This window comes from Vibrio sp. 99-8-1 (assembly GCF_013114595.1).
GTDB lineage: Bacteria > Pseudomonadota > Gammaproteobacteria > Enterobacterales > Vibrionaceae > Vibrio.
The window spans coordinates 89,020-115,854 of the sequence record NZ_VTXE01000004.1 but is presented as its reverse complement, the minus strand read 5'-3'; the positions used below and the strand labels follow the sequence as shown (position 1 = coordinate 115,854).

General features: G+C 39.9%; 24 protein-coding genes and 1 pseudogene. 8 read left to right on the top strand and 17 right to left on the bottom strand.

Annotated features, from left to right (window positions below; all coding sequences use genetic code 11):
• Window positions 1-37: 37 nt before the first annotated feature.
• Complete coding sequence (locus tag F0227_RS03205; RefSeq protein ID WP_345775791.1) at window positions 38-244, bottom strand: substrate-binding domain-containing protein; 207 nt, start codon at window positions 242-244, stop codon at window positions 38-40.
• A gap of 3 nt (window positions 245-247) precedes the next feature.
• Between F0227_RS03205 and F0227_RS03200 the strand changes: the two are divergent.
• A pseudogene (locus F0227_RS03200) lies at window positions 248-1,048 on the top strand (sodium:solute symporter); the annotation flags it as partial.
• Window positions 1,049-1,060: 12 nt separating this feature from the next.
• Window positions 1,061-2,431 carry an L-serine ammonia-lyase gene (locus F0227_RS03195; RefSeq protein WP_171751721.1) on the top strand — a complete coding sequence of 457 codons (1,371 nt, stop codon included), beginning with the start codon at window positions 1,061-1,063 and terminating at the stop codon, window positions 2,429-2,431.
• Between the two features lie 85 nt (window positions 2,432-2,516).
• On the opposite strand, the gene F0227_RS03190 is transcribed toward F0227_RS03195, so the two are convergent.
• The gene (locus F0227_RS03190; protein WP_171751720.1) at window positions 2,517-3,317 is read right to left on the bottom strand and encodes an HAD family hydrolase; all 801 of its coding nucleotides are present in this window, start codon (window positions 3,315-3,317) and stop codon (window positions 2,517-2,519) included.
• 282 nt (window positions 3,318-3,599) lie between these two features.
• Between F0227_RS03190 and F0227_RS03185 the strand changes: the two genes are divergently transcribed.
• On the top strand, window positions 3,600-4,499 hold the full coding sequence (locus tag F0227_RS03185) for a DMT family transporter (RefSeq protein ID WP_171751719.1): 900 nt from the start codon (window positions 3,600-3,602) through the stop codon (window positions 4,497-4,499).
• Between the two features lie 133 nt (window positions 4,500-4,632).
• Window positions 4,633-6,330, top strand: a complete 1,698-nt coding sequence (locus F0227_RS03180) for a GGDEF and EAL domain-containing protein (protein ID WP_216613310.1) — start codon at window positions 4,633-4,635, stop codon at window positions 6,328-6,330.
• A gap of 20 nt (window positions 6,331-6,350) precedes the next feature.
• Here F0227_RS03180 and F0227_RS03175 read toward each other — a convergent pair whose 3' ends face one another.
• Both F0227_RS03175 and F0227_RS03170 read right to left on the bottom strand, forming a co-directional pair.
• Window positions 6,351-6,746, bottom strand: a complete 396-nt coding sequence (locus F0227_RS03175) for a VF530 family DNA-binding protein (RefSeq protein ID WP_171751718.1) — start codon at window positions 6,744-6,746, stop codon at window positions 6,351-6,353.
• A gap of 211 nt (window positions 6,747-6,957) precedes the next feature.
• Window positions 6,958-7,515, bottom strand: a complete 558-nt coding sequence (locus tag F0227_RS03170; protein ID WP_171751717.1) for a hypothetical protein — start codon at window positions 7,513-7,515, stop codon at window positions 6,958-6,960.
• A gap of 195 nt (window positions 7,516-7,710) precedes the next feature.
• Between F0227_RS03170 and F0227_RS03165 the strand changes: the two genes are divergently transcribed.
• Both F0227_RS03165 and F0227_RS03160 read left to right on the top strand, forming a co-directional pair.
• Window positions 7,711-9,762: an alpha-amylase gene (locus tag F0227_RS03165; protein WP_171751782.1), complete on the top strand. Its 2,052-nt coding sequence runs from the start codon at window positions 7,711-7,713 to the stop codon at window positions 9,760-9,762.
• A gap of 218 nt (window positions 9,763-9,980) precedes the next feature.
• On the top strand, window positions 9,981-10,322 hold the full coding sequence (locus tag F0227_RS03160) for a rhodanese-like domain-containing protein (protein WP_171751781.1): 342 nt from the start codon (window positions 9,981-9,983) through the stop codon (window positions 10,320-10,322).
• A gap of 25 nt (window positions 10,323-10,347) precedes the next feature.
• On the opposite strand, the gene F0227_RS03155 is transcribed toward F0227_RS03160, so the two are convergent.
• From F0227_RS03155 to F0227_RS03145, 3 genes are read right to left on the bottom strand one after another with little or no spacing between them, the layout of a single operon-like run.
• The gene (locus F0227_RS03155) at window positions 10,348-11,262 is read right to left on the bottom strand and encodes a M14 family metallocarboxypeptidase (protein WP_171751716.1); all 915 of its coding nucleotides are present in this window, start codon (window positions 11,260-11,262) and stop codon (window positions 10,348-10,350) included.
• Window positions 11,259-11,450, bottom strand: a complete 192-nt coding sequence (locus F0227_RS03150) for a hypothetical protein (RefSeq protein WP_171751715.1) — start codon at window positions 11,448-11,450, stop codon at window positions 11,259-11,261. Before F0227_RS03150 ends, F0227_RS03155 begins: the two co-directional genes overlap by 4 nt.
• A 41-nt stretch (window positions 11,451-11,491) precedes the next feature.
• A complete protein-coding gene (locus F0227_RS03145) occupies window positions 11,492-12,199 on the bottom strand; it encodes a type 1 glutamine amidotransferase (protein ID WP_171751714.1) in 708 nt (235 codons plus the stop codon).
• Window positions 12,200-12,614: 415 nt separating this feature from the next.
• Between F0227_RS03145 and F0227_RS03140 the strand changes: the two genes are divergently transcribed.
• Complete coding sequence (locus tag F0227_RS03140) at window positions 12,615-15,224, top strand: ExeM/NucH family extracellular endonuclease (RefSeq protein WP_171751713.1); 2,610 nt, start codon at window positions 12,615-12,617, stop codon at window positions 15,222-15,224.
• 100 nt (window positions 15,225-15,324) lie between these two features.
• On the opposite strand, the gene F0227_RS03135 is transcribed toward F0227_RS03140, so the two are convergent.
• Window positions 15,325-16,224, bottom strand: a complete 900-nt coding sequence (locus F0227_RS03135) for a LysR family transcriptional regulator (protein WP_171751712.1) — start codon at window positions 16,222-16,224, stop codon at window positions 15,325-15,327.
• 100 nt (window positions 16,225-16,324) lie between these two features.
• Here F0227_RS03135 and F0227_RS03130 point away from each other — a divergent pair, with 100 nt between their 5' ends.
• Window positions 16,325-16,693: a DoxX family protein gene (locus F0227_RS03130; protein WP_171751711.1), complete on the top strand. Its 369-nt coding sequence runs from the start codon at window positions 16,325-16,327 to the stop codon at window positions 16,691-16,693.
• A gap of 231 nt (window positions 16,694-16,924) precedes the next feature.
• Here the strand turns inward: F0227_RS03130 and F0227_RS03125 are convergent, their stop codons facing one another.
• The 9 genes from F0227_RS03125 to F0227_RS03085 all read right to left on the bottom strand — a co-directional run bounded on the left by F0227_RS03125 (window position 16,925) and on the right by F0227_RS03085 (window position 26,755).
• On the bottom strand, window positions 16,925-17,092 hold the full coding sequence (locus F0227_RS03125) for a hypothetical protein (RefSeq protein WP_171751710.1): 168 nt from the start codon (window positions 17,090-17,092) through the stop codon (window positions 16,925-16,927).
• A 644-nt stretch (window positions 17,093-17,736) separates the two neighbouring features.
• On the bottom strand, window positions 17,737-18,693 hold the full coding sequence (locus F0227_RS03120) for a hypothetical protein (protein WP_171751709.1): 957 nt from the start codon (window positions 18,691-18,693) through the stop codon (window positions 17,737-17,739).
• A gap of 36 nt (window positions 18,694-18,729) precedes the next feature.
• The gene (locus F0227_RS03115) at window positions 18,730-20,862 is read right to left on the bottom strand and encodes a UvrD-helicase domain-containing protein (protein WP_171751708.1); all 2,133 of its coding nucleotides are present in this window, start codon (window positions 20,860-20,862) and stop codon (window positions 18,730-18,732) included.
• 4 nt (window positions 20,863-20,866) lie between these two features.
• The gene (locus F0227_RS03110; protein ID WP_171751707.1) at window positions 20,867-23,062 is read right to left on the bottom strand and encodes an AAA family ATPase; all 2,196 of its coding nucleotides are present in this window, start codon (window positions 23,060-23,062) and stop codon (window positions 20,867-20,869) included.
• A gap of 57 nt (window positions 23,063-23,119) precedes the next feature.
• A complete protein-coding gene (locus F0227_RS03105) occupies window positions 23,120-23,929 on the bottom strand; it encodes a GIY-YIG nuclease family protein (protein WP_171751706.1) in 810 nt (269 codons plus the stop codon).
• A gap of 220 nt (window positions 23,930-24,149) precedes the next feature.
• Window positions 24,150-24,404, bottom strand: a complete 255-nt coding sequence (locus F0227_RS03100; RefSeq protein ID WP_171751705.1) for a hypothetical protein — start codon at window positions 24,402-24,404, stop codon at window positions 24,150-24,152.
• 266 nt (window positions 24,405-24,670) lie between these two features.
• Window positions 24,671-25,882 carry a radical SAM protein gene (locus tag F0227_RS03095; RefSeq protein WP_171751704.1) on the bottom strand — a complete coding sequence of 404 codons (1,212 nt, stop codon included), beginning with the start codon at window positions 25,880-25,882 and terminating at the stop codon, window positions 24,671-24,673.
• Window positions 25,883-25,896: 14 nt separating this feature from the next.
• Entirely contained in the window at window positions 25,897-26,172 is a 276-nt protein-coding gene (locus F0227_RS03090) for a hypothetical protein (RefSeq protein ID WP_171751703.1), read from the bottom strand.
• The gene (locus tag F0227_RS03085) at window positions 26,162-26,755 is read right to left on the bottom strand and encodes a TetR/AcrR family transcriptional regulator (RefSeq protein WP_171751702.1); all 594 of its coding nucleotides are present in this window, start codon (window positions 26,753-26,755) and stop codon (window positions 26,162-26,164) included. Before F0227_RS03085 ends, F0227_RS03090 begins: the two co-directional genes overlap by 11 nt.
• Window positions 26,756-26,835: the final 80 nt, after the last annotated feature.

The following is a 26,835-nucleotide window of genomic DNA, read 5'->3' as shown; positions in this document are numbered from 1 at the left end:
TAAACAAAAAGCCGCAGCTTATTAGAAAACATAAAAGCTATTTTAATGTATCTCTCTTCACCAGCGTCGCCGGTATCATAAGCTTAACCATGCTGCTGTCACTATCTTGAATTTGCCCGACTACAATTTTTACTACTTCTTTAGCTAATCGTGCAAAATCTTGCTGGAAAGAAGATAACCGGTAACTCATCCAGTCAGCTTGAGGGGTGTTATCCATTCCGATAATTTGCAAATCCTCAGGAATGGAATTCAGAGAACATTAGCCACGAAAGATGTCGCTAATGCGCAAAAATCGATGCTTCTGTGTGGTTATGGTGCATTCTTTATCTACCTATTCTTCAGCGTCCTAGGGGTTCTGCTTTTCATTTTTTATGATGGTAAAGAGTTTGCAAACAGCAACAATATTATTCTCGACTTTGTTTTAAACCATACAAACCCAATTGTAATCGGTTTGATTATGTCGGCATTATCGGCAGCAGCAATGTCGACTCTCGACTCCACCTACAACTCTATCGCGACAGTGGCGACTTTTGATATCTATAAGCGCTTTTTTAATCCACACAAAGCGGCCGATCATTACGACAAAATCGCTCGAAAACTAAGCTTAATCGCTGCTGTTTTAGTTATTATTCCTGCGTTAGGCGCTATCAACAATGAATCAGTGTTAAAAACGATTGCAAGCTTAACCTCTATATTTGTTGGTATTCGTCTTGGATCATTTGTTCTAGGTTTAGGTTTTTCTAAAGCTAATGAGAAAGGCGTTATTGCGGGCAGTATCACCAGTACAATCGCTATCGCTATCTGTCGGCTGTTCGACATTGCATGGCCATGGTACGCCCCTATTGGTACTGGCGTGTTTTTGCTCTTTGCCATCATTGCGAGTGCGCTATGGGGAAGCAATACCACACAACAGCAGCAATTTATCGAACAACAAAAAACACTATTCTCTAAACCTTCTACCAGTCAAAGTATGCTGCTAGTTTTTGCCTTAATTACTATCGGCCTTTGCTTTTTCATTCCTAGCTGGCTTAGTTCAGTTCTTATGTAACAGGCACAACACATGTTATCTATTTTTGACATTTACAAAATTGGTGTCGGCCCTTCGAGTTCGCACACCAATGGCCCTATGATTGCTGGTCATCAATTTATTGAAAAAAACGCCGCTTTATTATCAAGCATTAAACGCATCCAAGTGGATCTATATGGTTCTCTTTCTCTTACCGGTAAGGGCCACCACACCGATCGTGCTTCTATATTAGGACTATTAGGAAATACACCCGAATCGATAGATATCGCTGCGGCGAACGAACAATTACAGCAATGTATTAAAAGCAAAACACTGATTCTCAATAATACTTACCAGATTGAGTTCGATATAGAAAATGATGTGGTGTTCAATAAAGAAAGCCTTCCGTTACATGAGAATGCAATGACGATATCTGCCTATGATAGTGACGGTCGGCTTATCGACAATGAGAGTTACTTCTCTATTGGTGGCGGATTTATTGCCACTGAAAAACAGTTAAAAAGCGCAGAAAACCATCAAACCATTGAGGTTGAGCTGCCATTTACTAGCGCAGATGAACTATTGCTAAGAGCACAAGAGAATGGTTTGAGCATAGGTAGCTTGGTGTTAAGAAACGAACTCGCCTTTCGTAGCGCAGCGGACACCCAAAAAAAGGCCGACAAAATTTGGACCATCATGTCTCACTGTATTGAACGCGGTTTAACCACAGAAGGCATTCTAGACGGTGGTTTACACTTAACCAGACGAGCTCCTGCTCTGCTAAAACATTTAGAAGCAAACCAATCTCTCGGAGTTGATCCCATGGAAATAATGGATTGGGTCAACCTATTTGCTTTTGCAGTAAGTGAAGAGAATGCCGCAGGTGGACAAATTATCACCTCGCCAACCAATGGCGCTTCAGGTGTTATTCCGGCTGTTCTCAACTACTACCACACATTTATTCGTCCTCTTAAAAGCAAACAGATCGAAGATTTTATTGCTGTCTCTGGTGCTATCGGCATGCTTTACAAAATGAACGCCTCTATTTCGGGTGCAGAAGTCGGCTGTCAGGGCGAGATTGGTGTCTCTTCATCGATGGCCGCCGCTGGGTTAACCGCATTACGAGGAGGCAGCAATGAACAAGTATGCATGGCCGCTGAAATTGCCATGGAACATTCATTGGGTATGACCTGTGATCCGATTGCAGGGTTAGTTCAGGTACCGTGCATAGAGCGGAATGCCATGGGAGCAATGAAGGCAATTAATGCATCACGAATGGCACTTAAAAGGACAAGCAAGTGTTTAATTTCGTTAGATAAAGTAATTGAAACCATGTTCAAAACGGGAAAAGATATGAATAAGAAGTATCGTGAAACCTCGTTAGGTGGGCTTGCACTTATTCATCTAGCACCACCTTGCGAATGAGATGGATTTAATCAACATGCCAGACCATCATTTTTACTGTCTGGCATGTTGTAACTCCATTGTTTACTGCTTTTAAATGTGCCAATTAAGATAGCAATAACTGTTCAATGACTTTCATCACACCAGAGTCTTTATTACTTGGAGCAGAAAAACGAGCGTGTTTCTTTACTTCTGAATGCGCATTTTCCATCGCATAAGAGTGATAACTGGCTTGCAGCATCTCGATGTCATTAAAATAGTCACCAAAACTCATCGTCTGTTGATGAGTAAACTGTAAAGTGCTTTGCAAATGACGAATCGCCGCCCCTTTTGATGCTTCGGCATTCATGACATCCAGCCAAACCTTAGCACTAACAACCACTTGGTGATCATGAGAAAACTTCGCATTTATGCTAGGGAATAGGTTCTCTTCAGAGCCTGAGAAATGACAAATCGCGACTTTAATAAACTCATCATCAACCGATAGCAGGTCATCAACATACTCACAGCGATGATAGTACTTCTGAATCTCTTTAAGGGCTTCAGGTTGTTGCGTTTCAATGTAAGCCGATTTCTTGCCGCACAATACAATGTATGCCCCCTCTATCAAGCGAGATTCCGCAACAATCGCTTTAACCGACTCTTTGGTTATCGTACAGCTATACAGCTCTTTACCTTTGTGCATCACCAGGGTGCCATTTTCAGCAATAAACATCATACGCTCTTGTATAGAAGAGAATGTCTGCATTAGGCTGTAATACTGACGTCCAGATGCAGCTGCAAATATGATTCCATTGTCTTCAAGCTTTTGATACATATTAAAAAAATTCGGGTCAAGCTGACCAAACTCATCCAGTAATGTGCCGTCCATATCTGCGGCAATAAAGGTGATGTTCTGTTGAGGCATTCGAGGTACTCGGTAATAAATGAAGTAAATGTGGGCTGAACCACAAAAGTAATCGAAGTATATAGCAATTAACGTTGTTTATAACGAGTTGAGGCAAAAAAAACTGCAATGACATGACTAACATAAAAGTGGACGCAAAAAGACCGTTAACTACCGCGGCAAACGTGACTTCAGCTAAGGGCTTCGCTAAGCAATGAAAAACATGGATAAAAGGCCAAAAGAATCTCGCTAATGTAACCAACTGTGGTAAAGTCTGCCCGATACCACCTTATAGAAAACAGTATGCTTAACCAATTATACAGTGCCTTCCCCGCTGGGGTTCGCTTTATGATCCTTTCCGCTCTCGGCTTTGCCTTGATGTCAGCTTGTGTAAAATACGTCGGCCAGTATGGAATCCCAGTATTTGAAATTGTTGCCGCTAGAGCGTTAGTTTCACTCATCATCAGCTACATTGATGTAAAAAGAAAAAGAATCTCTGTCTGGGGAAACAATCGACCTTTGTTATTGTTGAGAGGGGTGGTTGGAACCATCGCGCTTATTTGCGTCTACTACGCGGTAACCACGTTACCGTTAGCAGAAGCGACAATACTTCAATATATTCATCCAGTATTTACTGCACTTTTGGCCGTACTATTCTTAAAAGAACGCGTTCAGTTCTCCACCTTAGTTTGCATCGTATTATGTCTGCTAGGGGTGTTTACTATGGTAAAACCCACATTATCAGTAAGCTCCGCCTCTGCTCTTCCAATGATGAGCGTCATCATAGCCATTTGCGGCGCATTTTTGAGTGCGGTAGCGTATGTCATTGTCCGAAAACTGAGTACAACTGAAGACCCATCAGTCATCATTTTCTATTTCCCAATGGTGGCATTACCGGTTTCACTGCTGTTAATCGGTGACAATTTCATTTGGCCTAGCCTGTCCATTACTTTGATTCTGGTGTTGATTGGTATATTCACACAAGTTGGTCAAATTGGGCTAACCAAAGCCATGCAAACCCAAGCGGCTGGCAAGGCATCAGCATACTCGTACGTGCAAATTGTCTTTTCTATCATTCTGGGGGTTATCTTTTTTGGCGAAGTCCCATCCGGTTGGACTTACTTAGGAGGCAGTTTGATTGTGTTGGGAGCCCTGTTTAACGTGTTTGGTCAAAAGATAAAGTTTTTTCATCGATTAAGATAAATGAGTGAAAAATCTCTAGGTTCTACAGATGATTAGCTATTGAAGAATTCTCAATATTGACTAAATTTAAATAGGAACGAGTGTTAAGCTCTTCATACCATACTCAAGTAAACTCAAGGGGCTGGCGTTAGCTGTGACAAAAAACCAAACGACTTTGAAAAAGACAAATGCTCTAGCTTCAACGTTAAATGAGATAGAAGAGACATTATTACCTATCTTAGTCATATCTAACGGATTAGTGACGGCCTGCAACAATAGTTTTGCGGAAGAGTTTGGTCTAAAACCGTTGCAAGTGGTTGGCTGCCCTATCGAAGATAGGCTTTCTATCCCACGCGAGCAATCATCGTTAGTTCAGTTACTAAGTCAGGCAAGCCAAGAGAAAAGCAGTCTTATATTTCATGCTACTTTTAGCAATCAATACCACTATCCCATGCCGGTAAAAGTTCACCTTCGTTCCCTTGACGAAAGTGGTATTCATTACCAACTGTGTTTTAAGATCACCGAAAACAGATCCATCGATCCAATAACAAATTTACCTAATGGTTGGGCAATTCGCTCTCAAGCGGATTACTTGATGGACCTACCTTCTTCGCCGATAAACAACTTTGTTATCGTTTTTTTTAACGTAGACAACTTCTCCACCATAAACTTTCGCTATGGCTTTGATATTGGTGATGACTATTTAATAGCACTCGGCCAAAAACTCAAACAGACCATTGGTATATATGGCCTTGTGGTTCGTTTTAATAATGCCAAATTCGGTATTTTGGTAAAAAACCAAGACAACTTACCGGTTAACTCCTTTCAATCTTATATTGAGCATATTTGCCAAAACCTCTGTGCCATTGCGGATACACCGCTAGCTGTTTCAGACAACATACAGATCAGCAAATCTTTTAGTATCGGTGTCAGCGAACGCAATACACTCTATGAAAGTTATCATGCCATGGAGATCGCAGCAGAAACGGCAATGCTTCAATCAAGTACTCACAGTGTTTCAAAATACTGCTTCTCTACGGTTAAAACCCCCGGAGATATACTGTCTCGCAAACTGATTATAGATGAGTTTCCAACTGCGATAGAACAGAGCCTATTTCATGTTTTTTATCAGCCACAATATAATCTCAATGATGGTTCACTTATCGGTTTTGAAGCTCTATCACGATGGAATCACCCAAGTTTAGGCAATGTTGCTCCTGATATTTTTGTTGGCATTGCAGAAGATATTGGAATGCATTTTGAGTTCGATCTCTGGGTAATTACCCATGTATGCCGTCAAATTGTCACTTGGCAAACAGCCCAGTTTGACCTGCCTAAAATTGCCATAAACCTATCTTATAAAACGCTGGAAATGAGTACTTTTGTCGATAGGTTGGCAAACATCATTACTCAGGTAGGATGCCCCACTTCTCTCATAGAGCTAGAGATCACCGAAACAGCTTCCGTTAAAAACCTTAAAGCGCTAAATGACAACATTATTGCCGTTAAAAAATTGGGAATAAGTATTGCGGTTGATGACTTTGGTTGTGGTTACTCATCATTAAGCTTAATTAAAGAGTTCCATCAGTCGTTGGATAAACTGAAAGTTGATCGCTCACTGATAGAGAATATTTGTAACACAACCATCGATCGAGAGTTAACACGACAAATCATCGAGCTCAGTAAGGTATTGAATGTGCAGATACTTGCTGAAGGAGTTGAAGAAGAAGAGCAGAGCAAACTATTGCAGCAACTCGGATGTCACTACGCTCAAGGGTATCTATTTGCCAAACCCATGGACAGGGAACAAACCGAGCAACTGCTACAAGAGAACACCACTAGCAAACAGTAGCTCTGGTCTATTCATGCCGATTATCTATTTCTGTTCTTACCGCGAGCCGTTCTCGCTTTATAACTTGAAGCCGCTTTAGCTTGCGAGTCTAATATCGATTCTACCGTTAGTACCATAGGTTCACGAGGCTTAATATCTACGGGGAAAGTACGCATTCTTGGCGGAATTTCGCGCTCTTCTGCCGTTGGTTTTGGCATGCGTTTAAAGCGAGACAAATAGAAAGCTTCCAATCGCTCTCTTGCCCACTCAGTTTTACGTAGGTATTTCACGCTGCTAGCAATAGATGGGTTCATATGAAAACAGTTAAATCGCATCGCTGTGTCTAGAATATCCCAACCGTAGTGATCCACTAACTCCACCAGCATCTCCTCAAGTTTGAGACCATGAAGTGGGTTATTTTGTTGTTCTTCTAGCATTGCTATTCCTCGGTAACGATTTTTGGAGGGGCATTGTATACTGTGTCATCTTATATACCCAGTATTCTATAACCAGTACTCTGTACCCAAGCGACCTCAGATGCAGAAATGAGCGTTGTATCAACAGGTTCAGTTCAAGAAAGATAATCACAGAAACAGGCAGCTTGAAGCTACTTGCGTATTTTACTTAATCGTTATTACTTAATTGTTATTACTTAATCGTTATTGCTATGCCCTCAGAATGACTTTCAAATACCGCCACTTGTAGAGTCTCTTGTTGCTTATCTTCAACTTTCTTTTGCCAGTGCATCACTTTATGACTCACTAATGCGCTGGCGTTGATAAACATAACAACGTCACGATTAACCTGATTCATCGTTTTATGCTTCAGTTGCTCAATAACGTCGTACTCTTTATCTTCTACCGACACTTTCACCAGTACGTAACCATCTTTACGTAAATTGAGCTGAAGTTGTGTATAGGCTTGATTAGAGAAGGGGCAACTCAGTTCAATTTTATCAACCCAACCCTGCTCAACATCAAAGCGAGCAACAACAGCCGTACTGTAGTAACGAATGGTATCGGAGCAAAATGATTGGTTCTCTTCTTCTAAACCACAATCATATAAATCGGCAGATTGCTGTAACTGCTGCAAAGATAACTTGTCCGTTGGTTCGCTAATGACCGTGGCAAGCCATCCGGAAGTAAAAGCGTTGGCATACAAAGGGGTCACGACAAACAACAGCAGTAAACAGGCAATTCTCTTCATTACACTCTCTCAGTAAACAATAACCGCTTTCGGCAGTGTACTCGGTTTTATTCTCACTTTCCTACGCCTTAACAATGAGCTAGCTAACAGTTTAGGGGCGTAGAAGAGAGAAGGATGTTCAGCTTGGCAACTCAGCATACTATCAATATTCAGTTAATCGGTAATCAGCTAATCAATAGGAACGTTGGCACTAATATGAAACTCTACTTTATCGTCATTGCACTGCTTTTATCATCACATCAACTGTTTGCTGCGACTCTGGCTATATCAACAACAACCAATAGCCGTAGTTACCCGCTTTCTGAAGAAAATGCCGTTGTAGCTAGCTTAAATAAACAACGATATACGTTATCAGTGACGGATGTAGAGGGAGAGTGCTCTGCTAACGAAAAACAAAAAGTAAAGTTCAATAAGCCGATCTCACTTGCTTGCAATACAACAACAGAGCTGGAGCTCAATATTAGATTTAAAGGCGACTACGCCTTTTATTTCAGCGACAAAGACAACACTTTATTGATTAAGCGCCAAACAAAAAAGAGCAGTAAAACAACGTTTAACCGCCCTATACCTAAGGTTCAGTGCCAGCAATACGCCGGTGGCGAAGTGTCCATCCGTGTTACCAACACCTTTGTTAATGGCGATCTTGTTAGAGATGCCTATAGCCAACAAACCGCCGAGGTGATTAATGGTCACGTTTCTATTCTCCCCTCTCCAGACAGCGGTGGTTTAGTACTGTTGGAGCTTGTAACACCGCAAGCAGATAAACAGCCACTGAACTGGAACAACGCCAACATCTATTTTGTCATGGTGGATAGGTTTAAAAATGGCGATACCACTAACGACCACGCCTATGGTCGCCGCAGTGATGGAAAAGATGAAGTGGGCACCTTTCACGGCGGAGACTTAAAAGGGGTCACCGCTAAGTTAGACTACATTAAAAGCTTGGGGACTGACGCGATCTGGTTATCCCCTATTGTTGAACAGGTGCATGGCTTTGTTGGTGGCGGCTCTAATGGCTCCTTCCCGTTTTACGCCTATCATGGATACTGGACCCGAGACTTCACTAAAATTGACCAAAACTTTGGTCGCGATGAAGATTTAGCAAAATTAGTCGAAGAGGCGCACAAGCGAGGCATTAAGGTGTTACTCGATGCGGTAGTCAATCATTCTGGATACTCGACTCTTGCCGATCTGCAATTTGATGGGGTTGATGTTCTCTCTTCCTCGGCAGAGCTACCTGAAAAATGGCGAGACTGGTCACCAAAAGCAGGACAAAACTGGCATAGCTACCATAGCAATATCGATTACAACAGCCTCAACTGGGCCAACTGGTGGGGAAAAGATTGGGTTAGAACTGGCCTGCCAAACTATCAACAACCAGGCACGGGCGACATTACTATGTCGTTGGCCGGTCTGCCTGACTTTATTACGGAATCAAACAAAAAAGTCACACCACCAAATTGGTTGCTAAACAACCCGGGAACACGCGTAGTCGCAAGAGAAAATTACCGCGTGTCTGACTACCTTATTGAGTGGCAGTCAGATTGGGTTAAGCGCTTTGGTATTGACGGTTTTCGCGTTGATACCGTCAAACATGTGGAAGGAGAAGTGTGGCAGCGACTAAAACAGCAGGCTTCATCGAAACTTAAACAGTGGCAACAGCAGAACAACAAAAGGGGGGATGACTTTTGGATGATAGGAGAAGTTTGGGGTCACAGTGCTTATCGCAGCCCCTATTTTGACGATGGCTTTGATGCATTAATAAACTTTGATCTGCAAAAGAAAATGGACAAAGGTGCTGCATGTTTTAGCCAAATGGCGGACACTTACCTGAGCTACGCGAATACCATCGCAGAAGAAAAAGATTTTACTCCGGTTAGCTATATCTCTTCCCACGATACAGAGCTGTTTTTCAGTCGTTTTAATTCACTACAAATGCAACGAAACGCCGCAAATGCACTGCTGCTCACTCCCGGCGCCGTGCAAGTATATTATGGTGACGAAGTGGCACGAAATATTGGCCCTTACGCTGATGACTTTCACCAAGGTACGCGGTCAGACATGCTGTGGGAGCTGGATAAAGAGAGGGAGAAACTGCTTCAACATTGGCAGAAACTGGGGCAATTTAGACAAACTCACCCTGCGGTTGGAGCCGGTAGGCATAGTGACATTGAACAAGAAAACGCATACGTATTTTCTCGCATACTGAATGACGATAAAGTCGTGATCGCTTTTATAGGCCAATAGCAGGTTATCGTTTACAGCAGATTATCATTGCCAGCAGATTATCGCGCAAAAAGACACCATATAACCAATTGATAAATAAACAGTTACAGCGTTCACTGCTGAATTTTTATCTAAATATGGTGTTAATTCATTCAAATTTTGACCTATCACGCGATTCTATAGTAAATACTTCTATATAATCTGCCGCTTATTTCACCAGTATCGGAGTCATTTGAGTGATGTTTAAAAAACTGACCGTCATTGTATTATCACTATGTGCATTCTTTGCCCAAGCATCGGAACGTGCCGAACAAGCATGGCAACTGATCGATCAAGGTGCTTTATTAGTGGATGTTCGCACTCCACAAGAGTTTGCCGATGGTCACTTAGATAATGCTATAAATTACCCATTGAATACGGTAACCACTGCATTTAATAATGTCGATAAAAACCGATTGATCGTAGTGTATTGCCGAAGTGGCAACCGTTCAGGCCAAGCACTACGCTACTTAAAACAAGTTGGCTACACTCGTGTATTTAACGGTGGCGGCTTGCAAGAATTACTAAAAGCCAAACCTTAGCGTTTGGCCTTTAGCTTGGCAGTACCTATTGAGCTAAAACGTAATCCAGAGCACCAGTAATAGCGGCGACCTGAGCCTGATTACATTCATCATCGGTTACCTGAGCGCTGTCCGGGTACACTTCTGTCGTGGTATGGTACTTAGCATCGGTCATTCCACCACACAAACCAAGACTCTCCATTGGATAGTAAATCACACCAAACTGAGCAATAGGCGAGCCAATAAGCTCCCCTTGCGCATCGGCTTCTGCAATGTGTGTCACCTTCGATACCGACTCTATCACCGCTTTTTGAAAGTCAGCTTGAGGTTTTAAACTATCACCGACAGTATAAAAACCATCCGGTATTTCACCCGCTACATAGTCAACGCCATCTCTTGCTGCTAATGCCGGCCTAAACTCACTCTCATCCGTATCCGTTGTTTCATGCAGGTCAATATGAATCAGTATCTCTTCATCGATGCCACCAACAAGGTTCATCAAATTCGCCGACTCTTCTGCCGGACTGTTAGAGTAAAATGAACGATTAGGATCAACCGCATTCGGGTTCCAACGGTTAATGGTTTCGTAACCCCAAGGGCTAACACAAGGTACCACTAGAAAGTTAAATACCTCTGTGTACTGGTTTGCAACAGACTGCAAAAACAGTAACGCACCATGAACGCCACTGGTTTCATAACCATGCACACCCCCTGTTATCAATACAACGGGCTTATCTTTGTTCCACTGCTTATTTCGAATAGCAAACAACGGATAGCGCGACTCGTGGTAGCTTAACGCGCCGTATTGCTGCACATCAAATTGCTGCGCTAGCGCCTCTATTTCACTGACGACGTGTTGATGATAACTGCGGTGTATCGAATTTTGCTTAAACCAAGCGGCTATTTCTTCCTCACCCCATGGTGTGCCTTGTTCGCCTATCGGGTATTGATGTTGCATCATACTGCTGTCCCTTTACTGCCCGTTACGTCATTGCCAATCGTTGTGGCTGACTTTTTCGTTTTTATTCCCATCCAAAAATCACAAGCCACACGGTTTGCTGTGGTTGGGTTTCCCCACGCACCACATACGTCAACAGGCTTTCCTGAAGAACGAATAAACTGTCGGCAATTCCCACAACATTTTTTCATTACATTTTCTCTAGGCGTTATTACTGGCCAAAATTACTCGCCTAAACAGACAATAAATAGTGATTTAATGCCTTGATAAAATTGGAGCTTTGACGGTGATAACGCTCTTTTCCTTGATAACAAGCTTCCACAATAGCCTGTTTATTATCAAACTCAACCCGTTGACACAATAATGCAAAGAAATCGATGACAAACTCAGGGTGATACTGCACGGTTAAGTTGCCTTTTTGGTCGATGGTCACTGCATTTTCGCAGTGTTCACTATAACCAATTCGTCGAAAGCCTTTCCCTAGCGATGTGACCTCTTCTTGATGCATAAACAGAAGTGATTCACCACTCAATGGCAGTGATGAGAAATCATCAATGTAGACGGGTTTCAGCCCCACGGCAAACCCCTCTTTCCGTTGTTCTACTTTGCCCCCCAAAGCTTTATGGATCATTTGATGGCCGAAGCAGATACCAAATAGTCGCTTCTGTTTCTCGTCCAACTGTTTGACTAATTGCTCTAGCTGAGCAACCCAACTATCATCATCGTTAACGCTGTATTTACTTCCACTCACCAGCCAGATATCGGCCTCTAACTGCTGATTGGCAGTTGGAAACTCATCAAGATAACAGTTCCAACTTCCATACAGTTCAAACCCATCATCAAATAGCTTTGCTAATGTTTGACTATAGTCACCAAACTGCTCAATCGCTTCTGGATAATGATCATCACACAATAAGATGGCGACCTTCTTTTTCCCCATAACCCTTCGTCCTCTCCAACACCCTGCTCGTGTTACATAAATGTTAACTAGTTAGTTTTACGATAAATATCACATCTTTTGCATATTCTCCACCGTAACTTTGTTGTTTATCACCGCTATTCATCTGATCATCATCAAGAAATCACATTAAGTAGTCTCATTTACTCTTTGCGGATTCATTGTCATGTCACAACAATGCAACTGATTTATAACCTTTACTGTTGATAATACGTTTTCGTACGAAATATTAACTATATGAATGCGTTGTTGCTCCCAATTAATGACGCAACTGTTTCGAATTAACAGAGAAATACCCAACACTATGCAGGTTATTTCTAATGTAGTTATTTTTAATGTGATAAAAATCACCTTTCAATATGTACTGATACATGGCGAAAGGAATACGAGGTAAAAGATGGATACCCGAATGACTCTCAGCGCACTATCTTTAGCGATAGGTGCCACTCTAACTGCTCCAGCAATGGCTGACATTATCATCTCCGAATACGTAGAAGGTAGTGGTTACAATAAAGCCATTGAAATCGCAAATACCGGTGATACGGCACAATCTCTTGACGCATACACTTTAGCCAAATCAAGTAATGGTGGCGGTACATGGGGACAAACACTGTCACTTGCTGGCAAATCTATTGCGGCAAATGATGTATTGGTAATTGTGACTTCCGACAGCCGTGCCTCTGCAGAACTAAAAGCCAAAGCAGATGAAACCAATGGCGGTGTTGTAAACTTTAACGGTGATGACCCAATCGCCTTATTAAACGCCGATGGCACTGTTCACGATATTATCGGTGTAATGGGTGATGTTGATTTTGGTAAGGATAAAACCCTTGTCCGTAACCAAGACGCAATGACACCATCAAGCAGCTATGTCGAATCACAATGGACAGTGAAACCTATCAACGATTTCTCTGGCTTAGGATCACTAGAAGCGGGTGAACTACCTGAACCATTTGCCTGTACCCAAGATGGTGCAACACCGACTTTCACCTCTATCCAAGAGATCCAAGGTTCCGGTTCATCTTCACCATTTATCAACGGCTATCCTTTCGTTACGACTGAAGACTACTTCGTGAAAGGGGTTGTTAGTGCAGTAACAACAGGTTTAACCAAAGGGTTCTACCTACAAGCACTAGAAAATGACTATGATCCAAACACTTCTGAAGGTTTGTTTGTTCATACCAACCTATCTAGCTCTGAGTTCAAGCCTGGTGATGTGGTTTGTGTTAAAGGTAAAGTTCAAGAATTTTACAACCATACTCAACTTAAAACAGAAGCAAACCAATGGGTAAAACAGGGTGAGCAAGCAGCACCAATCGCTACCGACATTGAAATCCTACCTTCTGATAGCAACTTTGATGAAACCTTAGAGCGTTACGAAGGCATGTTAGTGTCAACGACTGAAGCGTTGGATATGCGTGTGACTCGTACATTCGGTTACGACTACGGCTCACGCAGAAACAACATGGTTCTTGCTCAAGGCCGCATCAGTATGCAACCAAACCAGCAGTTTGTTGCTGGCTCTGAAGAAGCGAAAGCTCAAACAGAAGAAAACGCTCAACGTCGATTGATTGTTGAATCGGATCAAAAAGCAGGCAACGGTGAGATACCTTACTACCCTGAGTTTGGTCGCACTGATATTGACCAAGATGGTTCGACAGAAGACTACATCCGTATTGATGACACCGTGGTTGGTCTAGAAGGTGTAATTAGCTACAGCTATGGTGATTACCGCATTATCGCCACCAATCAGCTTGATGCATACAATTTTGTACACAATGATGACCGTACTAGCGCACCAGATCTCGATGAAGGTGACCTACGTATTGCAACGTTTAACGTACTTAACTACTTCAACTCTCCATACGGCGGCGACAGCAACCAATTTGGTAGCAACCGTGGTGCTAAGTCGGCAGCAGAGTTCGAAATTCAGCAAGCGAAAATTGTTAATGCCATTATCCGTTTAGACGCTGATATCATCGGCTTGATGGAAATTGAAAACAACGGTTTTGGTGACGGTGCCGCGATTCGTCAATTGGTTGATCACATCAACGCCAACATCGCTGATAAGAAGAAGCAATATACATTTGTTGCTATCGACTCAAACAATGATGGTAAAAAAGACCAACTTGACTCAGTAGGCACAGACTCAATCACAACGGGTGTTATTTACCGTAAGAAAGTAGTTAAGCTGAAGCAGAGCCGCGTAATCCCAATGCCAAGCCAACAAGCGCCTGAAGTATTGGATGCCGATGGCAAAGTCATCGAAGACGGTAAAAACTACCAGCGTGACACGTTAGCACCTACCTTTAAAGTGAAAGGCGGCAAAGAGAAAATTACTGTTGCGATTAACCACTTTAAGTCAAAAGGCTCTAAATGTTGGGAAGATGCAGCACCAATCGACCAAGGTGGTCAAGGTGGCAAAGACGCAGATAAGCAAGGTTCTTGTGAGAACTTCCGTGTAGCTGCCGCTGTTGCCCTTGGTGATGCTCTAAATAAAATCAAAGGTCATAAAGTTATCTTAGGTGATATGAACTCATACGGCATGGAAGACCCAATGCTGATATTGACGGACTACAGCCAAGAGAAATATGGCAAAGAGATCAAAGCAGCGCGTAACACATCTATCGCAGGTGTTCCTCAGTTTGGTGACGAAGGTGCCGTAATCACTCAAAACTATGGTTACATCAATGCAGTTGCCATGATTCACCCAGATAGCTGGAGTTACTCATACAACGACGAAGTTGGCGCACTGGATCACCTACTGATCAGTGATAGCCTAAAAGACAAAGTTGTTGATGCAACGGATTGGCATATCAATGGTGGCGAATCAACACTGTTTGACTACACCACTAAGTACAAAGGTGACCTACCTTCGTACCAAGATCACTTCCGTGCATCGGACCATGATCCAGCAGTTCTAGAACTGAACATTTACGGTGGTTCTCTTGGCCTTGGCGCTCTATTGTCGCTATTTGGTCTAGGTATGTGGCGTCGCCGCAAATAACCTAACTCACTTAGCTTTCAACAGTTAGTTGAAAAATAAAGCCCTGCCATCGAAATTGGCAGGGCTTTTTTTAAGGTTCTGTACTTTGTTTATTCAATAGTCATCTAATTTTTCCGTTTTTAATGAAGTAATCGGATAAAAAGTCTATAAATGAACGAATTCTTTGTGGCTGGTGATCAACATCTTTATAGATTATATACATAGGTAATTTAGTGGGTTGATACTGCTCTAATACTAGTGTTAACGCCTTTGAAGTCAGTTCTTCTTCTATCATCCACCTAGGCATTGCCGCCACACCCTGACCAAGTTTTGCCATCTTCACTAGCATTTCAGGATTATCACTCCTGAAACACTCATTAACTTTTATTTTTAACTCTTCTTTTCCATCATTGAATCGCCAAAGATTTGATGGATTCGATAGAGCATAGGTAAGGCACTTATGCTGCTCTAAATCACGTGCGTGAACAATTGATGGGTGATCGGCTAAATAATTAGCTGACGCAAAATAGACAAGTTGATTATCCATCAACCATTTGGCTCTTAATCCTGAATCTTTGAGGTAAGTTGCTCGAATTGCAATATCGATATCATCCTCAATTAAATTAATAAACTTGTCTGATACCGACACATCAACAGTTAAGTTCGGATTCAAGTTCATAAAATCATTGAGTGGTGAAGAAAACAATCGCACGCTAAATGCACTAGGCACTGAAAGCTTTAATGTCCCCGATACAATAGTTTGCTCCTGCCTTATCTGAGACTCAAATGTACTCAATTCTTCAGTCAACTTTATGGCTAACTTCAAATATTGTTTACCACCATTTGTCAGGCTAATTGCACGCGCATGACGGTGAAACAAAGTGATGCCAATATCTTTTTCTAACCAGGCTATTTTCTTGCTAACAGCACTTTGAGTGATATTTAGTTCATTCGCAGCAGCAGTAAAAGTTCCATGAAGAGCAACACGAGTAAAAACAGTCAGGCATTGAATCTTATCCATTGTCATTCCAATTTGGAATATTAATAAGTCAAATACTAGTCTACTAAAGACGAAATTGGAATGCTTAAATATCGACATCAAATAACGAGGAGATAAACTTATGTTGATTATTCAAGGGTTGCTGATTACATTTTTTCTGTTTGCAAGTTCCATCAAGATACTGGGATGGATTAAAGCCGTATATGAACCTCAATTAGCTTTTTTTTATAAGTATGGCCTCAATCGAGCTTCAATGGTTGCTGTCGGGATAATTGAAGCGACTGGTGCGATAGGAATGCTAGTAGGTATGATTACAGAAGAGTCGCTACTAAGCGCCTTTGGTGCGGGATTAATTGCTTTAACTTCCATAGGGGCAATGTACTTTCATTTTAAATTTGACACTTGGAAAGAAGCCATTCCTTCGATGCTGACATTATTATTTTCTCTACTGTTGCTATCACCATTATTAGAGTTAGTCATTAACCGTTAACATGAACAAAACTGAGAGATTCTTTGTTAAACCGATAAGCTAAAGCCTTGTAAAAAGAAAAGGGGCAACAGCTTGTTAGAAAGCTTGCAAAATCAGACACATTAATAGCTTGCAATAAAACTCGCAAGGATAGACACCTTACACATAAAGAAAGCCCTACCATCAAAATTGGCAGGACTTTTTTATCACTTCAAGTAAAAGCAAACATGGGTTTGGCTGTGCTATTTAGTTTTATTGCTGATCTTGCTGTTTGTGGTGGTTTAACAGCGTTAGTAAAAACAAACGTATTTCATTGCTTAGCGCATCATTGGTGGTGCTTTCGATACAAGCATTTAAAACAAAGTCTTCCACTTGTAAGTAGAAATCGGTATGAGGTTGAGAAGTATCTGATGTGGTCATAGTGACTCCGCGTGATGGGTTAATTATTATCACCACACAAAGGTCCTAATCATTGGGTGGTGAACTGAACAAGGTTAGGACTACCGCTCACACGAAACGGCCAACCCGAAGGTTGCCCCGCTCAGCTCACCATAATTCATTCATTGGTCGTTAAAGTAGACAATTTCATTAAATTTGGATGCGCTAAAGCCGCACATAAAGAACAACGCAATGTTGGCATTTAAATGCTGTGTGATAAACGGGGTCCTAAACCCGACACTGGATTTTGCCAGTACGGGGTAAGCATATGATTTCTAGTGTTGAAGTGTCAATACGTTGTGGTTGGTTTGAATTTTAATTTGCTTTAATTGAGTGCGGGTTTTGTATCAGCGTGATTGCTAGTTTAGCGAACTGTGGAAGGATAAAGGCAATATTCGACTTCACTATTTTTTAACCTGTAATGAAGAAACGGAAAAGCCCTAGCATTTCTGCTAGGGCTTAGAATGTGGTGGAGAGATAGGGATTTGAACCCTAGATAATTTTCCTCTAATTCTAAAACATCCTTTTTATTTCAGGATGTTACCCTAATGCATCAAAAGTCAGGGTTGAACAAATGTAATTCACATACACCCTACACAGAACATGATGTGTTTGTCAAGAGATTATTACTCACTCATAAGCTTTTGATACATGTAAGCACAATATCCGCATAGTTCGCTGTCACTTATTTCTTCTGGTGGAATATTACCCCCGCAGCGCATACAACTAGCAGCGGCAGTATATCCACATGAAGCACAAACCCTGTCCTGAACAAGATATATACCATCACCGCATGAAGGACAATCAACAGTTGGAACATCGTTACCATCGGTCATTGCTAGGTAATGGTCAGCCGCGTAATATTCAGAAATAACTTTATTAATAATCTGTTCATAGTCTTCGACGTGACCACATGATCGACAGTTAAATTGAGCATGTAGTGCTTCTATCGACCTCTTGTGTGGCTCAATTAACTCTGAACCACATTCTTGACATTGATATCTTGTGAATGCGTCACATATTGAACTATTTATGTAACTAAGCGACTCTAGTGCAGAGATACAAAGAGACTTCTCTTTCTCATATACTTCACTGATTTCGACCATAATTTGCCAGCTTTCTTCCCCCAATAAGCTTTTTGGATCTTGGTTCAACTCTCCAGCTATAAAGTCTCTAATAATTACAAATGAATCTGAAATCAACTGTTGTACAGAGGTAGGACTTTGAGAACTATAGTAGTGTTCAATGTTGTTTCTATATGCGTTAATTTTCTCGAGTCGATTCCAGTTGACAACTATACCTAATGATTTGAAACGCTCTTTGATATTTTGTACATCAACGGTTTTCTTTCCCTGTCCTATCCATCGAATAGCTCCTTTGGAATCGATTTGTGGTAATACTCTTTGTTTGATTAGTACTTCGTCTGAGTCCTCAGGGCTCAATTGACACAATCGATGCTTAAAAAGCAGCAGTATTCCCGCAAATATATTTCTTGTAGCAGATGGAATTCTGCGCTCATCTTTGGATTCGTAGTCTTCTAAGCCAATACATATAGAATCAATAGCATTTTGCAGTATAGACATTGATCGTTTCCTTTTAGCTAACACTATTACACGATATTAGTTATTAACTTTTTTCCACTCATGTACATCTACGAATATAGATTCTATTCCTTCTGATATGTCAGATATATCGTCTAAGTACAATAACCGCAGATTTTTTATAGATCTGGAGCATACAACGTAAAGAAGATTTCTCGTGTTATCTAACTCTATTTTCGCAGACTCATCTTCCAATATTTTCTTTTGTTCTTCTTCATTAGACTGAAGATAGTGGAAATAATTCTTAAACTTGTTTTTTCCTTTATGTCCATTTCCAAAACTATGCTCCATTATTATTGCAACATTATCATACTCCTCGCCCTTAGTCCCATGGTAAGTATGATACTTGATATCCAACTCATCTGTTTGGTTAAGGAAATTGAACCAATACAACCATTGTTCAATTGATATAGATAAAAAACTTTCTGCCAGCGAAGATTTTTTATTATACTCGTCATCACTATTAGAGGAGTCGGTATTAGTATTTCTTATTGCTGCAAGGCTATATAGTTGTGACTTAATGTATTTCTCTATAGAGCCGTAGTCAGAAAAATCATCTCTGTTTAAGTTGAGATTGTGTCTTAAAATAGGATCTAAAGCTGGATTTTTTTGGTTTTTTAATGCGATATTGGATACTGACCTTATTACGCGTAACAAAGAATTGTAAGAATTATCTCTTAATTGATTGATAAGGGAGTTAGCTTCATTAAAAGTGATTTTTCTTTTAGTATCTCCCAAAATATCGTAGTATGAAGTATTGGGGTTATATAACTTTTCATAAAGTTTAATAAAAAGATAAACTTGGCTAATTATAGGACTTAAATTTTCTCTGTCTTTAGAAAGAAGTTCTGTATTGACGTTGTCAAAGTATACACTCTCAAATTTTGAATATGTATCATAAATGTCACCAAATTTATTTAGCTGGCACATAATCTTATTTGTTAGAACAAGACAGTCTATTTTCTCATTACCAATATCTCTCTTGTATTCAGACAAAAATACATTAGTTAAATCTAACTTATTCTGATTATTTTCGGATGAATAATAAAATTTCACATTACCTTCTCTTTTTTCTGAAAAGGGAACTTGACAAATATGATCATTCCTTACTTTATTGATAATATTGATCACTTGTTCGTGAGATCGTCTGTTGAATTCCTTATTAATTATATGCAAATTATTATGATATGTTTCAATATTTTTCCCTATTCCACTACCATAAATATTTTGAGCGGTATCTCCAAAGTAGCCCACTAGCCAGTTAAACCCATTTAATGCAGAGTAATCGTGTAGTTCCTTCATAATCAAAACTACAGATTTCGCTGTATCCTGATATTCGTCTACAAAAACAAATGGATATTTATCAATGATCACTTTTTTTAGAATGGGGTAAGTACGAATCATTTCGTAGCTGTACTCCAAAAGAGTGTCATGACTAAATTTCATTGATCCTAATCTATCTTGGTTACTAGCGCTATCGTAATCTACGCGGTTATATACTCCTTCTGTTATTTTATCAATACTGACTTGATAACGACGCTTTCTGTAGATCAATCTTATTATTGATTTAAAATTTGCAACATTTGATATTATGCTCGTTAAACAATCTGGATCGGGTATGTCTATATAATCTTTATAACTTTTTTTAAAATCAGCAGCTTTTAAATTCTGAGATTTATAAAATAAGTCCTCAGTTTTATAAGCATAATCTACAAAGTCATCTCTTTCATTGCTTTCTAATTCTGCGAATAACTTGTATTTTGATTTTTTGTCATTATTATTGAGATCTTTTTCTATGGCTTGTAACTCAAGCTCTAACTTATTCTTGTGTAGTGAAACAAGCTGAGGTTGATATATTCTAATAATGTTCCATAATCTTTCATGAATAGTTGAAATTTCAATTGTGTCGGTGGTGCCAATTCGCTCCCGAATTTCTTTAACAGCTACATTTGTATATGTTATACACGCAATTTTCTGATTGTGATTTATAATTGTATTTAGTTTGTTTTTTACCAGGTAACGCAAACATTCTACCAAAGAGTAAGTTTTACCAGAACCAGCTCCTGAGTCAAAACGAAAGCTAACATGATTATCAATACATTCAAATAAAGTATCTTGAATTTCTTGCTCTTTAATCTCATTTGAATTCATTGATTTATCTCCTTTCTGGGGTTTCTGAGGCTAATTTTGAACCTAGCCATTTGAAACCATCCAGAATGTAATCAGGTAACAGAGGTCGGTCTTTATCTTTACAGGTCAATAGTTCGTAAATCAGATTACTTGAGAATTCTCCCTTCTTACTACTTTTAGATAGTTTGCTTTGAATTTCAAATGAGCTATTAAGTATATTGCTAATATTTTTGTCTGTCCCAATAATAGATTTATATACTCTTGGCATAGTGGACTCAATAGCAGAATTTATAACTTTATTAGAGTGATTTGTTAAAATTAATGCTTCTTCTAGGCTTGTAGCGAAATAACCATTAATACTATCTTTTTGAAACACAACATACACGTTATTCTTTCCATAGTACTCCATAGAGTCTATATTATTTTTTCCTGTTAATTCTATTAATGTTGAGTTTGTCGTTATTCGGTTGGTCAATGACCTCATTTGACTAAATCTTGGTTTAACTCCTCTTACATAAACAACCCCATCTTTGTTTTCTCTCTGACCGCATTTAGTGCAAGTAAACTTCTTTTCGTGTGGCTTATTTTTTTCACAATCAGCCCTTTTTATATCTAAGTCCGTAATTATCAAGCATGGGATAGATAACTCCTTAATTAGGGGAAGATATACTTTTCCATGAGCACCGTTTATATTGAACACGGAAATATAATAGTTTTTTAATGTCTGATCTTGTTCAATATAGGTTTGTAATAGAGATTCCTCTGTAGTACCTTCCACAAAAATAACAGCATCACTAAAAAACAATTCAGATACTTTATATTTTATGTGTTTTTTTATGAATACTAAATCATTGCTAGCACTAGAATCGTCAACAACTTTTTCATCACTTAAAACTCTGACTTCTGATGATTTATCCTTTGGCGTCAGGTAGTTTATGTTATTAAATGAATTGCTACTGTGTATCTTGCTATTGACGATGTGTGACGAATGTGTAGTAATAGCAATCTGACAATACAAGGATAACTTTTCTTCTTTAGATGAAAAATTGGCATTTTCAATTGCTTTTTTTACCGTGTTATCAATTCTATTTATAAAGAACTCCTGCATTTGAGGATGCATAAATGCTTCTGGTTCTTCGATAAATAATAAATTAATGCGACTTCTGTGTGAATCATTTTGATAACTATCAATGTAATGTATTATTTCACCTATTATATTAATTAAGTTAATATAACCTAACCCGAATTGATCTTCTGGTATATAAATATCACCGTCACTAAAATTGTATTTTATAAGCCCTTTTAGTATTGATTCATAAGTGACATTGCCAGTAAGATTGAGACCCACATGATTGGTGCTTTCTACTTGTTTTAAAACCTCAGATACGTCGGAGCTTTTGCCTTCAACTTTTTCAGTAATCTGACTGTTTATTTTCTTTACTTCTACTTCAAGGTCTTTTTTTGTGTTGCTATCGTTTTCAAACTGAAACCTTACAATCTTAGTGTATATCTCGCTAAGTACATTCTCTTTAAGGTGACGGTTTGCTTTTATTTCTTTTATATTTAGAAGGCTAGATATGGAAAAGTTTCTTACTATGTTGCCATTCATGTCTATGTATTGAAATATAAAGGATTTATAGTCGTCACTTGCGTCTGAAACATCACCGTTCAATAAACTGCAAAATGAATCAAATTCCTCTTGACTGTTTAGAGATTGTGACAAGATATTGGTCACACGCGTAAAAAAATCTTCTGATTCAGCTACTGTTATTTTTAGCTTTATTATTGCTTTTTGCACATCACCATCTTTGGCATCAATTGGTAAAAAGCTCGATAAGTTTGTAATTAAGTCATCACCACTAACTTGCATTTTTACCATTAGAGTTATTTCTATTTCTGGTGTAGAACATACTTCTATAGCTAGTTTTTCCCCTCTCGCATATATGTCCTTATATTGCTCTAGTAACTGATTTAAGTAGTAAATGTTAAAATCTGTAGCTTTTGGTTGTGAATGAGAGCATACGAATTTTATTGCATTAGCAATTGTGGTCTTACCTGAATTATTTTTGCCAATTATCAATGTTGATGAGGGGGCAACCAAAGATGGGGGATCAGAAGGTTTGTCTTCTAGATCAATAGCTTCAGGCATTACAAATCTAACAATATTATTATTAGAGCCAAACTTCCTATAGTTTTTTATTTCTACACTTTCTAAATACATGTGAATCAAAGCCTTATCTACTATATAAATAGCTTAATCAGTAAGCTATTGTTTATTCTAGTTGTTGTTTAGTCCAAATCGTCGAGTTGCTAGTATATCTTTCCAGTAGCTTTCTCTTAGAAGGATATCTTCCTTAGTAGTGTGGGTGTCTGCTATCTCTAATATGGAATATTGAAAGTTGCTCACGTAGCCAATCCCATTATCCTTGATGAGTTGTCTAAATCTTGAGTTTCCACCATGGCCTGAGCGAGCATAGTCAGACCAGCGTTGCCAAATACCTCCATCACCAGTTGCGCTTCCTACATAGTGCTTACCTGTATATAAATCGGTAATCAAATAGATTCCAGAAACGCCTGATAGAGCTGTTTTCCAGTCGTTAACCTGCTGTTTCACTATGATATCAAGCTTTTTTCTAGAAAGGCTGGTACGCTGATATCCTTTAAAACTTTCAACAGCTAACTTTTCTGGCAACATTTCATAGACTTCAAACGCATTTGGCCAGTTTTCCGCTACCAGATAAGATTGCCTTCCAGACCTGGCAAATGACACTTTTAATCTTCCCGCATACGTCTTGAGTTCTTCGACTTCCTGAGTTTTGTAATCATAATGGTCTTCATTCCACTCACATTCTATAGAGTGATAGGCTCCAGCAAATAGCCATGTATCAGGCTCAGGTAACTGAATCAAAGAAACGATAAAATCTAGGTTAAAATTTTTTTTCGATTGCCAGCTTTGCCACTCTTCAAAATCGCCTGCTAGATACACCTCAAGCGGGTTGTCCTGTCCATTCCAAACCGCCAGATGTACTTTAGTTCTTTTGGGAACTATGTCGTTACATAAAGTGGTTAGAAAATTGAATAGGTCCATATAAGCGTTTAGTCCATAGAAGTTGTAGATGGGAGATGTCTATTTCTTATTATTCGAAATATCAACAAGTTAGAGTATATATTATCCATATACTCTGCGTATAAACTCTGATCTGTATCTGATTCTAGTACATCAAACGTTGAGGTATTAGTCAGCTAATCAGCGTGAAGAGATAAGGAGGAATGAGACAGAACCGTTTTCTGCCTCATATGTTTTACACTTACAGCGATAGCTCTGTTTCATCTATTGAAAGCGCATTTTGTAACAAAGGTTCTCGAAGAGTAGGGACTTCCATAGCAATAGATGAGGATAGCTTATCGGTGAACTTGCGAGCAAGAGCGTGGTTACCCTTGGTTTTGGCCAGTAGCAGCATGAAGACATTCTCAATAGTCTTCTCTACGACTTTTCGAGTTTGTACATCGACCAGTTTCAACTCCTGGGTAGCCCGTTCCAGTTCGTCTTCTACGATATCCAATTCGTCCCGTTTTGTATTAATAGAAGATTCCATCGCTACATAACCATTGCCAGTACTTCAACACTCTCTTGTAACTTCTGCTGCTCAGTATGCAAGATTGCAAGTTCTCGTTGCTGGTTTTTTACAAGATTGTCAGCTTCTTAGCTTACAAGGACAGGCACCTTAAACATCTTTTCCTGCGGTGAAAAAGTCACCAAAAGAGCCGTTGTTTTTTAGACGCTTTTCTTTAGTTAATGATGACTGTCCTTTCAGGTTTTGCTACTTGGTTACCCAAACCAGCTTTTAAACTTATTCATAAAGCCAGTGTTCTTTTTCCAGATCCAGTAGATTCCCTCTTCCAGCTCTGTCGTTGTCATATTTTTCGGCTGATAAACGGCATGGCTGCCATCATATTCAGACCAGTCTTTTGTCAGGATCCGGCCATCGTTATCCAGTTTGGTAAACACCTCTGAACCCGGAAACGGGATCATGTAGTGAGGGATCACTTTGTCTACCTTAATATCGTCGATAAACTGCTGAGTCTGCTTAAAGATCTCTGGTGTATGCTCATCAAATCCAAACAGGAAGTCACCCCAGACTTCTATACCGTGCTCTCTGATCTTCGCTATATACTCTTTCATCTTTGCAGGCTTTACGAAGCCTTTTTTCTGGGATTTAAGCGCCTCTTCAGAAGGGGTTTCTATCCCGAGTAATACTGCCTGAAACCCTGCATTTTTTGCTGCTTTTAGCAGTTCTTCATCTCTGGCGATAAGTACCGTTGTCTCACCATAAAACTTCATGTCTAGCGGAGCGATGGCCTCAAAGAGCTGCAATGCATACTCTCTGTTATGAGTCAGGTTATCCGAATGAAGCTCAACCCAGTCAATACCTTCTTGCTTTAAATATTTCAGCTCAGCAACGATATTCTCAATAGGACGCATCTGAAATTTATTGAAAAACTTATGCACCAGACAGAAATTACACTTGTACGGGCATCCCCTTGTGACGACAACTGACCATGTATAACCATACTCTGAAGGGGAAATAATATTGGTCGGGTAAGGGTTTAGTTTACTAAGGTCTACAGGCTCTGTGCTCTGGTATTTTTCTTTAAGAAGACCTTGCTCAAAATCGCTTAGCATCTGTTGCCAGTAATTTTCGACTTCACCAATGATCAGGCTGTGTGCGTACTCTTTCGCTTCATCCTGATTGAACTGAGTGTGAAGCCCTCCGAGAATGACGGTTTTTCCCTTTTCATAGAAGGTGTTAGAAATCTCGTAAGCACGGTAAGCGTCTGGAGTAGACATGAAGATGACGATTAAATCTGCATCCGAATCGAAATCGGTAGTCATTCCAATGGTTTCATCGGTCATATCAAGCTGATAGTGCTTCGGTGTTGCCGCCGCGGCTGCAAATATGTTCTGAGGAGGCCCGCCTGTCTCTGCTTTGTATTTTGAGTAATCACTGCCGGACGAGGCTTTAATTAGGTAAATTTTCATCGTTGCTGTCTCCGTCATGCTCGGTTCATCAGGTTGAAAATAGTGTCATCTAAATAGAAGTAAAAGAGTCCCATCACTAACCAGACTGCGATGATTATCCAGTACAGAATAGGGTCATCCCTTCTGGTTACCCTTTCAACAAAGTAAGCTTCTTTTGCGCGGATATTTTCCACTCCCCAGAACAAGCAAAACATCCCCCAGATAAACAACAGATTAAATTTAAAGGCAAACGCAGCCAATATAAGAGCTAATATGGTCTTCCAGCGTTTAGGGATATATTTACTGTTCATAGTCTTTCTCCAGAGTAAAAACTAATCGCTTAGCGGCACATTTTGATGCAGCGTGAATTTCAGACATGTCTCCAAGTGGCACCAAGGATTCAGAATTGAAATAAATACCAGTGAGCCCAGTCGCCACCTCGTAGCATGCTTTTTCTGATGCGTCTTTAAAGGATAGGCGAAGCTCGTCGGAAATGGTTTTTATAAAGTTGCTGTTCCAGATTCGCATTCGGTGTTGAATGTTGGTGTCACTGGTTGCTGCGGAGGTAATCGCAAATGCTGCTAATGCCAGTTGGTTATCGGCATACTCGGCATCAAACAAAAAGTTGAGAAGAGCAGTGACGCGATTTTCTTTCGGAAGATAATCCAGCATTTGCTGTGTTTGTGTGTCGGATTTAGCAAAGAAGCGATCCAGAAAAGCTTCGATTAACTGCTCTCTGTTTCCAATATTGTGTCGCAGCAGGGTACGACGCATTCCTGCTTCCTCTGCAATTTTTTCTAGTGTCGTTCCGCTGATACCGTCACGGATAACAACTCTCTCGACAGCATCAAGAATGGCTTCGGTTCTTTCAGCTTTAAGGCTAGGACGTGGCATTGTGGTCTTACACTATAAATAATCAATGTTGACAATTTATAGCAAAGCACTCAGGTTGTAAATAATCAAAGTTGATTATT